General features: G+C 65.7%; 14 protein-coding genes. 3 read left to right on the top strand and 11 right to left on the bottom strand.

Features of this window, described 5'->3' with window-relative positions; all coding sequences use genetic code 11:
- Nucleotides 1-5: 5 nt before the first annotated feature.
- From GGR25_RS03965 to GGR25_RS03925, 9 genes are all read right to left on the bottom strand, one after another.
- Complete coding sequence (locus tag GGR25_RS03965; RefSeq protein WP_183397395.1) at nucleotides 6-389, bottom strand: fluoride efflux transporter FluC; 384 nt, start codon at nucleotides 387-389, stop codon at nucleotides 6-8.
- A 58-nt stretch (nucleotides 390-447) separates the two neighbouring features.
- The gene (locus GGR25_RS03960; protein WP_183397394.1) at nucleotides 448-2,166 is read right to left on the bottom strand and encodes an urease subunit alpha; all 1,719 of its coding nucleotides are present in this window, start codon (nucleotides 2,164-2,166) and stop codon (nucleotides 448-450) included.
- Nucleotides 2,167-2,203: 37 nt separating this feature from the next.
- Nucleotides 2,204-2,614: an urease subunit beta gene (locus GGR25_RS03955; RefSeq protein ID WP_183397393.1), complete on the bottom strand. Its 411-nt coding sequence runs from the start codon at nucleotides 2,612-2,614 to the stop codon at nucleotides 2,204-2,206.
- A gap of 19 nt (nucleotides 2,615-2,633) precedes the next feature.
- On the bottom strand, nucleotides 2,634-2,936 hold the full coding sequence (locus tag GGR25_RS03950) for an urease subunit gamma (protein ID WP_183397392.1): 303 nt from the start codon (nucleotides 2,934-2,936) through the stop codon (nucleotides 2,634-2,636).
- Between the two features lie 244 nt (nucleotides 2,937-3,180).
- A complete protein-coding gene (locus GGR25_RS03945) occupies nucleotides 3,181-3,888 on the bottom strand; it encodes an energy-coupling factor ABC transporter ATP-binding protein (RefSeq protein ID WP_183397391.1) in 708 nt (235 codons plus the stop codon).
- Nucleotides 3,885-4,598 carry a cobalt ECF transporter T component CbiQ gene (gene cbiQ, locus GGR25_RS03940; RefSeq protein ID WP_343067962.1) on the bottom strand — a complete coding sequence of 238 codons (714 nt, stop codon included), beginning with the start codon at nucleotides 4,596-4,598 and terminating at the stop codon, nucleotides 3,885-3,887. The genes GGR25_RS03945 and cbiQ overlap by 4 nt, the downstream gene beginning before the upstream one ends.
- Complete coding sequence (locus GGR25_RS03935; RefSeq protein ID WP_183397390.1) at nucleotides 4,595-5,152, bottom strand: cobalamin biosynthesis protein CbiL; 558 nt, start codon at nucleotides 5,150-5,152, stop codon at nucleotides 4,595-4,597. The genes cbiQ and GGR25_RS03935 overlap by 4 nt, the downstream gene beginning before the upstream one ends.
- Nucleotides 5,149-5,763, bottom strand: coding sequence for a cobalt transporter CbiM (cbiM, locus tag GGR25_RS03930; protein ID WP_183397389.1), 615 nt, complete (start codon nucleotides 5,761-5,763; stop codon nucleotides 5,149-5,151). Before cbiM ends, GGR25_RS03935 begins: the two co-directional genes overlap by 4 nt.
- A gap of 9 nt (nucleotides 5,764-5,772) precedes the next feature.
- Nucleotides 5,773-6,540 carry a DUF4198 domain-containing protein gene (locus GGR25_RS03925; RefSeq protein ID WP_343067973.1) on the bottom strand — a complete coding sequence of 256 codons (768 nt, stop codon included), beginning with the start codon at nucleotides 6,538-6,540 and terminating at the stop codon, nucleotides 5,773-5,775.
- A 424-nt stretch (nucleotides 6,541-6,964) separates the two neighbouring features.
- Between GGR25_RS03925 and GGR25_RS03920 the strand changes: the two genes are divergently transcribed.
- A complete protein-coding gene (locus tag GGR25_RS03920) occupies nucleotides 6,965-7,846 on the top strand; it encodes a LysR family transcriptional regulator (RefSeq protein ID WP_183397387.1) in 882 nt (293 codons plus the stop codon).
- Nucleotides 7,847-7,912: 66 nt separating this feature from the next.
- The gene (locus GGR25_RS03915; RefSeq protein ID WP_183397386.1) at nucleotides 7,913-9,130 is read left to right on the top strand and encodes a porin; all 1,218 of its coding nucleotides are present in this window, start codon (nucleotides 7,913-7,915) and stop codon (nucleotides 9,128-9,130) included.
- Nucleotides 9,131-9,142: 12 nt separating this feature from the next.
- Here GGR25_RS03915 and ligD read toward each other — a convergent pair whose 3' ends face one another.
- Nucleotides 9,143-10,021 carry a non-homologous end-joining DNA ligase gene (ligD, locus tag GGR25_RS03910; protein WP_183397385.1) on the bottom strand — a complete coding sequence of 293 codons (879 nt, stop codon included), beginning with the start codon at nucleotides 10,019-10,021 and terminating at the stop codon, nucleotides 9,143-9,145.
- A gap of 71 nt (nucleotides 10,022-10,092) precedes the next feature.
- Complete coding sequence (locus tag GGR25_RS03905; protein ID WP_183397384.1) at nucleotides 10,093-10,461, bottom strand: gamma-butyrobetaine hydroxylase family protein; 369 nt, start codon at nucleotides 10,459-10,461, stop codon at nucleotides 10,093-10,095.
- Between the two features lie 155 nt (nucleotides 10,462-10,616).
- Between GGR25_RS03905 and serS the strand changes: the two genes are divergently transcribed.
- Nucleotides 10,617-12,074 (top strand): serine--tRNA ligase, encoded by a 1,458-nt coding sequence (gene serS / locus GGR25_RS25130; protein WP_183397383.1) that lies wholly within the window; start codon nucleotides 10,617-10,619, stop codon nucleotides 12,072-12,074.
- Nucleotides 12,075-12,218: the final 144 nt, after the last annotated feature.

Raw genomic sequence — 12,218 nt, 5'->3', positions numbered from 1 at the left:
GCCTCCTATGCCCGCGCCAGCGCGACGCCGGCGGCTGCGGCCAGAAGGCCGCCGCCGACCGAAGTCGCGAGATAGACGATCGCGAGTACATGCCGGTTCGCACCCGCCGTCTGCACGGCATCGAGCTGCATGGTGCTGAACGTCGTGTATCCGCCGAGGACACCGGTAAGGACCAGCGAGGAGATGACGTCGCCAAAACGATGCTGCCAACCGATCGCCAACGAGGCCGACACATAGGCGATGACGAAGGCACCGGAGACATTGATGAAGAAGGTGCTGACCTTGAAGGCCGAGCCGATATGCCGGTCGATGATCCGGCCGATTTGCCAGCGCAGCAGGGAGCCGATCCCGCCTCCCAATGCCACCAACAGGATATCGACTATGTCCATCGGCCCCGACGCCATCGCGCCGCCGCGGAGGGGAGCCCCGCGGCGGCGATGTGGTGCTTCAGCTGAAGAAATAGAGCTGGCTCAGCGGCACGCGCTTCGCCGGCTCGATCGTGGCGTGCTTGCCGTCGACGGTGACGGCGAAGGTCTCGGGATTGACCTCGATCCGGGGCATCGCGGAATTTCGGACCATCGATGCCTTGGTGGCCGTCCGCGTGCCATAGACCGGCACGACCTGGGACTTCAGCTCGTAGCGATCGACGATGCCGTCCTCGAAGGCGGCATGCGAGGTGAACGTCACGCGCGTCTTGGCAAGAGCCGAGCCCTGCGCGGCGAACATCGGCCGGTACATGACCGGCTGCGGGGTCGGCAGCGAGGCGTTCGGATCGCCCATCAGCGCCCAGGAGATCATGCCGCCCTTGATGATCATCTTCGGCTTGGCGCCGAAGAAGGCCGGCTCCCAGAGCACCAGATCGGCCATCTTGCCGACCTCGATCGAGCCGATCACGTGGCTGACGCCCTGCGCGATCGCCGGATTGATCGTCACCTTGGCGACGAAGCGCAGGACGCGCTGGTTGTCGTTGCCCGAGGTATCGCCGGCATAGGCGCCCGCGCGCTGCTTCATCAGATCGGCCGTCTGGATGGTGCGCATCCAGTTCTCGCCGATGCGGCCCATGGCCTGGCTGTCGCTCGAGAGGATCGAGATCGCGCCGAGATCGTGCAGCACGTTCTCCGCCGCGATCGTCTCCGCACGGACGCGGCTCTCGGCGAAGGCGACGTCCGTCGGGATCTTCGGTGAGAGATTGTGACAGATCATCGTCATGTCGAACAATTCGGCCTGCGAGTTGATCCCGTAGGGCAGGGTCGGATTGGTCGAGCTCGGCAGGACGTTGGAGAGGCCTGCCACGCGGATAATGTCCGGGGCGTGGCCGCCGCCGGCGCCTTCCGTGTGGTAGGTGTGGATCGTCCGGCCTTCGAAGGCGGCAATCGTGTTCTCGACGAAGCCCGCCTCGTTCAGCGTGTCCGTATGGATGCAGACCTGGATGTCGTAATTGTCCGCGACGGTGAGCGCATTGCGGATCGCGCCCGGCGTCGAGCCCCAGTCCTCGTGGATCTTGAGACCCGCCGCGCCGGCAATGATCTGCTCTTCGAGCGGAAGCGGCGCCGAACCATTGCCCTTGCCGAGCACGCCGGCATTCACCGGCCAGCCGTCGAAGGAGCGGAGCATCATCTCGATGTTCCACGTCCCCGGCGTGATCGTCGTGCCGTTGGTGCCGTCGGACGGGCCGATGCCGCCGCCGAACACGGTGGTGATGCCGTTCGACAGCGCCGCCTGCGCCTGCTGGGGCGAGATGTAGTGGACGTGCGCGTCGATGCCGCCCGCGGTCAGGATCAGGTGCTCGCCCGAGATGGCGTCGGTGCCCGGCCCGAGCGCGAGGCCCGGCGTGACGCCCGACATGGTCGACGGGTTGCCGGCCTTGCCGATGCCGCAGACGAGGCCGTTCTTGATGCCGACATCGGCCTTGATGACGCCCTGGACCGCGTCGAGGATGGTGACGTTCGTGATCACCAGATCCGGCGCGCCGGCAGCGCTGGTGAGCTCGTTGTCATAGCCCATGCCGTCGCGCAGCGTCTTGCCGCCGCCATAGACGGCCTCTTCGCCATAGACGCGCAGGTCCTTCTCGATCTCGATGTAGAGATCCGTGTCGCCGAGGCGGATCTTGTCGCCCGTCGTCGGCCCATAGAGGTCCGAATATTGCTGCCTCGAGATCTTTGCCATCTCAGAGCTCCATTCCCGAATTTGTTGAGGTGGCTAACTACGACTTGTTCTTGAACCCGTAGCGGTTCACGCGCTCGAGCGCGTCCGCCAGACGGGGCCGGTAGTCGTTGTAGCTCTCGTCACCCACCCAGCCATCGACTAGGCTGTTGAAGCCGAGGACGCGCTGCTTGCCCTGATAGGGGACCAGCACAACCTCCTTCTCGTCGCCGGGCTCGAAGCGCAGCGCCGTGGTCGCGGGAATGTTGAGCCGCTTGCCGAAGGCCTGCGCGCGGTCGAATTCGAGAGCCGCGTTCACCTCGAAGAAATGGTAGTGCGAGCCGACCTGGATCGGCCGATCGCCGGTATTGCGAACCTTCAGAGTCGTCGTCGCATAGCCGGCATTGATCTCGATGTCGCCCTTGCCGAGGACGAGACCCCCGACGGGTGCCTTCTTCTGATCTGCGCTCATACTGGCCCCGAATCTGCGGTTACTTGATGGGATCGTGAACGGTGACGAGACGGCTGCCGTCCGTGAACACGGCTTCAACCTGCACATAGGGGATCATCTCGGCGACGCCCTCCATGACGTCGTCCCGCGTGATCGCCTTGCTCGCGAGTTCCATGACCTCTTCCACCGTCTTCCCGGCCCGCGCGCCTTCGAGGGCGGCCACGGAAATGAGCGACACGGTCTCCGGATGGTTCAGCTTCAGCCCTTGGTCCTTACGCTTTTGCGCGATCTGCGCCAGCATGTAGATCAAAAGCTTATCGGTTTCCCTTGGAGTAAAATGCATGCGCGGTTTCCTCAGCCAAGACAGCTCCCGGCAATCACGGCAATGAAGTGCCACTCGCGTTGCCGGACTGCCTAAATTGATAACAGCAAGTTGCGGCCCGATACCACCCCTAGCAACCCAGAGAGGTTAAATATCGGGATTGTAGATAAATCCGTGCCGATGATTGGCTAGCCGGCGAAGAATGGACGTGCGGGGGCCGCGCGCTGTTCCCGGCGGGGCGATCGGGCCCGTCGATCAAAGGAGTCTAGTCGGAGGCCAGATGCACGTGGCGATGGCGGTGAACATGAGCATGCTCGTGGATTTCCGCCGCAATCAGCCGTCCGCGGCGGACGACCATCGCGCGCGTCGCGAGCTCGTCGACGAACTCCGTGTCGTGCGAGACGAGCACCATGGCACCGGGAAAATCATGCAGCGCCTGGCGCAGGCGCAGACCGTTATCCACATCCACGCCATTGGTCGGCTCGTCGAGCATCAGCACGTCCGGCTGCATCGCAAAGAGGCCCGCGAGGCAGACGAGCCGCTTCTCGCCGCCTGAAAGGCGGTGACTGATTCGTTCGGCGAGGTGGCCGATGCCGAGGCCTTCGAGGGCCGCGATGCCGCGCTCACGCGCCTCGGCCATCGTGCAGCCCATGTTGAGCGGACCGAAGGCGACGTCCTCGATCACGGTTGGGCAGAAGAGCTGATCGTCGCTGTCCTGGAAGAGAAAGCCGATGCGCGGCCGCGCCTTGCGGAACTGGCGCTCCGTCGAGCATTCCTCGCCGAACAGGCGGATGCTGCCGCCGCCGGCGGGTTCGAGCCCGACAATGCTGCGCAGCAAGGTCGTCTTGCCGGCGCCGTTCGGCCCGATCAGCGCCAGCCTTTCGCCGCGCTCGAGCGTGAGGTCGACGCCCGAGAGCACGGTTGCGCCGGCGCGGGCGATGGTGACGTCGCGAAGCTCGATCAGCGCGGTCATAGCCGGTCCATCGCCAGAATGAGGATGCCGCAGGCGACCACGCTGGCGAACAGCATCCAGTCGCGGCGAAGCAGGGCAGGGAGCACAGCATAGGGATAACGCCCGGCATAGCCGCGGCACAGCATCGCTTCCTCGACGCGTTCGGCGCGGTCGAGCGCGCGGACGAGGACCATGCCGACCAGATGGCCATAGCTGCGCCAGGTGTGCCGGTTGGAGCCGGGCCGGAAGCCCCGGGCGCGCATCGATTCGCTGAGCCGCCGCGCTTCGTCACGGATCAGCGAAACATAGCGGGCCGTCATGACGAAAAGCCGGTTGAAACGCTCGGGTACGCGCAGCGCATGCAGCGTGGCGCCGAGCCGCGCCGGATCAATGTCGCCGATCAGGGCGGAGAGCGTCAGCACGGAGGCCGAGACCTTGAGCGCGATGAGCGCGGCCCGTTCCATGCCCGTGCTGCTGGCCGCCAGGGGGCCGAGCGTGGCGACGACGGGTCCCTGCATGGTGAAGGGCAGCGTGACGAACAGAAGCAGCATGAAGCCTTCAACATGCAGCATCCGCCGCCAGAGGCGCCGATCGGCTCCAGCTATGATCACGAGGAGGATGGCGAGGGCGAAGGCGGCGGCGGAGACGGGGAGGGTCCGGAGCTGCGACACGGCCGCGACGGCCAGAAGGGCCGACACGACACGAATCCGCGGATCGGCCCGTGCGATCACCGGCGTCTCCCCCGTGCCCAGAGGCCGATGCCGACGAGGCCGATGATCAGGAAGATGCCGGAGAGGATATCGGTGTAGCGCAGCCGCGAATCCATCGCCTCCAGACGCTCGAGCACCGGCTCGACCTCCTTCTGGACCGCGGATCTCACCAGCGCCTCGGTCCTGGCGTTGTCCTGTGCTGGCGCCGGCGAAGCGGACGTCGCCGTCGTCGGGGGCACGGGCTCGGCCGGTGCATCCGTCAAGCGGGCCGCCGCTATCGTTGCTGAGGCGATATGGGCCTCGTGCGTATCGACCGTGACGATCACATCGGAGGTGACGGCTGCGGGGACGGCGAAGGCGAAGCGGCCCTCGGCGTCCGTCGTCCCAGAGGCGATCTGAGCACCGGCCGCGTCCTTCGCGATCCATGAGCTGCCATCGGGGCGCCCGCCGCCGATGAAGAAGGCATAGCCGCGGATCGCATGATCCTCGACCGTGGCAAAGACCTTGAGCTTGTGGGCCTCGGCCGGCGAGGCCAGTGCGAACACGACGGCCAGCGCCGCGAGAAGCCGTCTCATGATGCGGCCGGCCGCAGGGCGTCGGGCTGCACACGCGCCAGGAAGCCGACGATCGCGGCGGTAATAAAGGCCTCGCCAATCATCAGCGGCACATAGGTGGCGATCAGCACGCTGGCGACGGGGGTATAATCCGACGACGAGAGGGCGAGCGAGGCGGCGACCAGCAGGCCGGTTCCGGCGACCGAGAGCGCGCCGACAAGGCCCGCCAGCACGGCCCGCTTCGTCGCGTTGCCGGCATCGCGGATAGCCGGCCCGAGCAGCGCCGCGAACACCACGCCCGGCAGCGCGATGTTGACCGTATTGACGCCAAGCGTCGTCAGCCCGCCGAAGCCGAACAGCAGCGTCTGCAGCAGCAACACAACCAGCACCGCGGGGAAGGTGACGACGCCGAGCATGATGCCCATCAGGCCGGTCAGCAGCAGATGCACGCTCGACGGCCCGACGGGCACCGAGATCAGCGAGCCGACGAAGATTGCGGCGGCAAGGATGCCGGCGCGGGGGATGAGGCGGTCATCGAGGTGGCGCAGCCCGAGCCCGACTCCCGCCGCAGCGATGACACCGCCCCCGATCAGGACCGGCGCGGAAAGGATGCCATCGGGAATATGGGCCATGATCCGCCTTCAGGGTGCCGTGGGCATGTCGGTCGCCTTGACCCAGATGAGCCCGCCTTGCTCGATCGGGACATCCTTGCCGTCCGGCGCCTTGCCGGGCGTGTCGCTTTCGACGAGGGCCGCGAAGCCCCACCATCCGCCGCGCGGCATCGCATAGGAGAAGGTGCCGTTCGCATCGGCCTTGATCACCTGGGTGACGAAGGCGTCGTTCGGCGCCTGCACCTTGCCCTCATTGACGAACTCGACCTCGATCTCGGCGAAGGGGACGGGCTTTCCGTCCTTGAGCACGACGCCGGAGAAGAGATTGCCGGTCCAAAGGCCCGTCGGCCGGGTCAAAGGCTGGATTTCGACGGGCAGGCCGACCAGTTCGTCCCAGCCTTCGCCCGAGGCGAAGCCGTCGACCACGACCTTGGCATAATGGACGATCAGCTTGTTCTCGGCCGGCTCGAAATAGGGTTGCGGCTCGACATAGAAGATCTCGGCGCCCGGCTCGGCGATCTCGTGCGTCAGCGTCCAGGCCATGCTGCCGGCCACCGGCTTCTCGACCAGCGCCGCCGCGAGATCGGTCCGCTTGCCGCCGGAGAGGACGCCGACCTGCACGGGCCGCTTCATGTCCATCACGGGGCCGCCCTCGAAGGGATGGGTGAAGACGAGGTCCAGCGCCACGTTCCCGCCTTTTGGCAGCACGTCGGCCGAGGGGATGATTTCCTGGAAATGGGCAAACGCCGGCGCGGTCCCGACGATCAGACAGGCGGCGCTCCGGGCGAGTGTCGCAATGAGGCTTTTCACGGCAGATCCTGAGTATGAATTTTGAACACGAAGATCATACGCATGCGATTTTGCGCGCGACAAGCCCTGATGACACGGATTTGTTGTGGAGCCGGTTCGGCCATCGTGGCGGGTCGATGCGCGGATAATTGACCGCATATGCGATCCGCAACCCTCGCCGTCGCGAAGCGCCGGCGCAGGCACGGCTCAGCCACACGGGTGCACGGCATACCACTTGCCCTGCGTCTCGGATCGTAGTCGATGCCGGGCTTTTGAGTAATGGCTAATATTATATATTCCCATCTGGGATATATTGCTCTTAATGCGCGCATATTTGGCGATAACTGGCCGGTTTTTGGCATTAAGGCTGGTCAGTCGCGCCGCCCGTGAGGCATAAAGATCGAGGAATCACGGAATTGCATGGGCGTTGGCAATGCAGGAGCATGGAAGTCTCGTCGATATCGACGAGTTGCGGGCCTTTGACGTGGTGGCGACCCGGCGCAGCTTCAGCCAGGCGGCCGCCGAGATCGGATGCTCTCAATCGACGATCAGCCAGCGCATCGCGCGCCTCGAAAAGCGCGTCAATCGGAGGCTGGTGGGCCGCACGACCCGGCAGGTGAACCTCACGCCCGATGGCGAGGCCATGCTGATCTACGCCCGGTCGATCCTGGCGGTTTCCGAGGAGGCGCGCCTGCGCCTGTCCCGGCCGGGACTGAAAGGCATCCTCAAGGTCGGCATCGAGGACGAGTTCGCGACCACCCGGCTGCCGGAGGTGCTCGGCATCTTCCGGATGCAGTTCCCCGATTTCGGGCTGAAGTTCATCACCGGTCGCAACGAGCATCTGCGCGACGTGCTGCGCGCGCATGAAGTCGACATCATCCTCGGCAAGCGGCACGACGCCGGCAGCGGCGTGCCGCTCTGGCGCGAACAGCTGGTGTGGATCGGCAGTTCGTCGGTGCAGATCGATCCCGCCAAGCCGGTGCCGCTCATCTCCTATCTGAAGCCGAGCATTACGCGCGGCATCGCCGAGGCCGCGCTTCTTTCCGCCCGGCGTCAGTGGGTGGAAGTCGCCGAATGCAGCAATCTGCTCGGCAAGCTGGCTGCGGCCAAGGCAGGGCTCGGCGTGATGGCGATCGGCCGGAGCTTCCATCGGCCCACGCTCGACGAGATGCCGAAGGAGGCCGGCCTGCCGGCGCTCGGCGCACTGGACTATGTGGTCGAGGGGACGCTGGACACAGATACCGCCGCCGGCGCGTTCCGCGCCGTCCTGAGCGAAGTCGCGAAGCGGTCGGCAAGCGAATCCGAATCCAACTGATCAGAAAAAGCAGAGGGGGGAGCCATGACTTGCGCGAAGGTTTCGGTGCGGTGGACGGCCGCTGCCATGATGCTGGCGGCCCCCCTCGGCGGTGGCGCGCTCGCGGAGACGATGCCGGCAACCGGCGCGGTCGGCTGTCCGGCGGGCGGCAAGCACCAGATCTGGGTCGATGCGCTCAAGACCTGCATCGATCCCGGCGGCTATCTCTGGGCCGAAGGCTACTACAATGAATACACCGATTATCCCGCCGACGCCGACCGGTTCTATGGCATCGGAACGCTCGGCCTCACGCTGAACACGACGACCGACACCGGGCCGCTCGGCCCGCTGCGGGGCGTGGCCGACGTGCGCTTCCAGTATCGCAGCGCCGATGCCTTCGCGGGCGGGCCGCCCGAGCTGCAGGTCAAGCCGCAGACGCTCTATATCGACTGGTCGGGCCTCACCGTCGGCTTCCGGCATTCGTTCTTCGACTTCTACAAGAACGCGAATGTCATGGGGACCGATCCGGCCATCACCGGCGACAGCACCAAGCTGCCCGTGGCGGCCTATACGCTGGCGATGCGCGAGGGGTGGAGCGCCACGATCGCGGCCGAGCAGGGCAATTATCGCGGGGGCGGCATCGCCGCGGCCGACGCCTATTCCGGCGCCGTCTTCGGCCAGGATTCGCGGACGCCCGATTTCGTCGCCGCCCTCGGGCAGAAGGCCGAGTGGGGCAAGTTCCAGGTCTCCGGCGCGCTGCACCGCGTCGCGGTCAATGGCGACGTGCCCTGGATGACGTCGTCGCCCGAAACCTGGGGCTATGCGCTGCAGGCGGGCGTGATGGTCAATCTCCCGATGATCACGGAGGGGGATTCGCTCTATTTCCAGACCGCCTATGTCGATGGCGCCACCAGCTATCTCGGCCTCGTCAATCCGAGCGGCGACTTCACGCCGCCCGACGCCTATCTCGGTTTCGGCGGCAGTCTTTCGCGCGTGACCGGCTGGAACGTGACGGCGCAATATCTGCACAATTGGTCGCCGGTGCTGAACTCGGCGCTCTTCGCCGGCTATGGCCGCTTCGACCTCAACGACGCCACCGCGCAGCTCACCTATGGCGCCTCGGGCGGCAACAATTTCAATGCCGGCGCCAATGTCGTCTGGTCGGCGACCAAGGATCTGTCGTTCCTCGCGCAGTATGCGTTCAATTATTACGGCGCGCGGGATTACGTGAACACCTCCAACGGCCTGCCGCAATCCTCGCAGAGCGCGCATGAGGTGTTGCTGATGGCCCGCTACGGCTTCTGATCCCGAGCCGTCTTACGCCTCGACGCCGAGGGCCTCGAACACGGCGTCGCTGAGGCGCTGGCGCATGCCGAAATAGCGCTGCCAGCTCGCGCCGGGATCGTGTTCGCCGACATTGCCGATCGTGACGGTGTTGGCTGCGTCGAAATCGGGGAGGGCGTCCCAATCCACCGACCAGGCCAGCGGCGCGCCGGGGCGGGCGCGCGGCGAAAGCGGCACGATCGCCGTCGATCCGCGCTCGTTGCGGAAATGGTCGATGAAAATTTTCCCCGTCCGCTGCGCCTTGCTCATCGTCGCGACGAAGCGATCCGGCTCGTCCTCGGCGAAGCGCCGGGCGAGGGTGCCGGCGAAGGCCTTGATGCGCGGCCATTCCGCCTCGGGCTCGATCGGCACGACGACATGGATACCCTTGCCGCCGGTGAGCAGCGGGAAGCTCTCGAGACCGAGTGCCTGCAGCGCATCGCGGATATCGATCGCCGCGCTCTTGACGGACTCGAAGGCGACGCTAGGGTCCGGATCGAGGTCGAAGACCACACGATCGGGTTGTTCGATCGTCTCGACATGCGAGCCCCAGATGTGGAATTCGAGCGTACCGATCTGCGCTGCGGCCACGAGGCCGTCGGCGGAATCGATGAAGAGATAGTCCTCCGCCTCGCCGTCCTTCTCGGTCACCGGGGTGGTGTGCAGCGCATGGGGCATGCCGGCGGAGGCGTGCTTCTGGAAGAAACAGGCCTTGGCGGCGCCCTCGGGGCAGCGCACCAGGCTCACGACGCGCCGCGCGAGATGGGGCAGCATCACCGGCGCAACCTGTTCCAGATAGGCGGCGAGATCGGCCTTGGTGATCGCCGCGTCGGCATAGAGGACGCGCTCGGGATGGGTCAGATGGACGGTCATGCGGCGTCTCCGGTCTCGCGGCTCCACGTGGTCAACCCGCCGTGCCGCCGCAGGGTTCCGCCGAAGGGCCCTCAATGCGGATCGCGGCTCAGGCCCTTCTCGGCGATCTCGTCCAGATAGCGCTGCCACAGCCGGTCATGGTCGCGGCCGATCTCGTCGAGATAGCGCCAGGAATAAAGGCCCGTATGGTGACCGTCGTCGAAATGCAGGCGGACGGCATAGTTGCCGACCGGATCGATCTTGCTGATCGTGATCGCGCGCTTGCCGGGAACCGTCTGGCGCTGCGCCGGCGCGTGGCCCTGCACCTCGGCGGAGGGGCTGACGACGCGCAGATATTCGGCTTCGAGCGCATAGGCGCGGCCATCCTCGAAGCGGACCGAAAGTGTGCGCTTGTCGGGCGAGAGGCGAATTTCCGTCGGCCAGGGCGTCGTGTCGGTCATGATGGTCCTGTCGCTTGCACAAAGGGCTCTACGCGCATCGCCCGCCTCCGGCAAGGCGGCGCGAGGTTGCCGCCGCGCCGTCTTGACGGTTGATCCGGCCCGCTTTCGCCACTATCGCTCTTTCCGCCGTTCCGACGAGAAGCGAAGACGCCATCATGCTCGATATCAAATGGATCCGCGAGAACCCGGCTGCGCTCGATCGCGCGCTGATGCATCGCAGCGCGCAGCCGGCCGCCGAGGTGCTGCTGGGGCTCGACGAGGAGCGGCGCGCGCATGTGCAGAAGGTGCAGGCCGCGCAGGAGCGGCGCAACGCCGCCTCGAAGGAGATCGGCAAGGCCAAGGCCGCCAAGGACGAGGAGACCGCCGCCCGGCTGATGGCCGAGGTCGGCGAGATCAAGGAGTTCCTCGCCCATGCCGAGGAAGAGGAGCGCCGGCTCGACAAGGAGTTGAACGATCTCCTCGCCACGATCCCGAACGTGCCGCTCGACGATGTGCCGGTCGGCCGCGACGAGAAGGACAATGTCGAGAAGCTGATCTCGGGCCAGAAGCGCCTCTACGATTTCGACACCAAGGAGCATTTCGAGATCGGCGTCGCCGAGAAGCTGATGGATTTCGAGCGCGCCGCGAAGATGTCCGGCAGCCGCTTTGTCGTCCTCAAGGGCCAGCTCGCCCGCATGGAGCGCGCGCTCGGCCAGTTCATGCTCGACCTGCACACGGAAGAGCACGGTTACACCGAGGTCCAGCCGCCATTGCTGGTGCGCGATGACGCGCTGTTCGGGACCGGGCAGTTGCCGAAGTTCGAGGAAGACCTATTCCTTGCGGCTCGTGTCACCGGCTCAGACTATGAATCCCTGCTAAGCGGCACGTTGGGCGACAATCGCGTTTCTCTTCCTGCCACGGGCGAAGTGCTCGGACGGATGGCTGAGCTGCTGTCTGGGCGCCCTTTGATCAATGACGACATAGCGTCCGTATTGTTTGATGTCGCCGACACAAAGACGATCTCAGTTGGGCGTTGGCTCATCCCAACGGCCGAGGTCCCGCTCACGAACCTCGTTCGCGAGAGCATCCTCGATGAGAAGGAACTGCCACTGCGCTTCACCGCGCTGACGCCGTGCTTCCGCTCCGAGGCGGGCTCGGCCGGGCGCGATACCCGCGGCATGCTGCGCCAGCATCAGTTCGACAAGGTGGAGCTCGTCTCGATCACGACGCCCGAGACGTCGATCGGCGAGCATGAGCGCATGCTTTCCTGCGCCGAGGCCGTGCTGAAGAAGCTCGACCTGCATTACCGCGTCGTGACCTTGTGCACCGGCGACATGGGCTTCGGCTCGCAGAAGACCTATGACATCGAGGTCTGGCTGCCCGGCCAGAAGGCCTATCGCGAGATTTCCTCGGTGTCGGTCTGCGGCGATTTCCAGGCCCGGCGCATGGATGCGCGCTATCGCCCCGTGGAAGGGAAGGGGACCCGCTTCGTCCACACCCTGAACGGCTCCGGCACGGCGGTCGGCCGCTGCCTGATCGCGGTGATGGAGACCTATCAGAACGCCGACGGCAGCGTCACGGTGCCGTCGGCGCTGAAGAACTATATGGGCGGGCTGGAGAAGGTTTCGGCGTAACGCCGCACTGTCAGCGCGTTGCCGCGGTGAACGTGTAAACGGTGGCGATTGGCGTCATCCCGGCGAAAGCCGGGATCCATTCAGCCGAGGCCTTCACGTCTTACGCTTCGGCTGAATGGATCCCGGGTCAAGCCCGGGATGACG

This window comes from Kaistia hirudinis, from assembly GCF_014196455.1.
GTDB lineage: Bacteria > Pseudomonadota > Alphaproteobacteria > Rhizobiales > Kaistiaceae > Kaistia > Kaistia hirudinis.
Note: the sequence above shows the minus strand (reverse complement) of the source record. Positions and strands in the feature narration are given on the sequence as shown.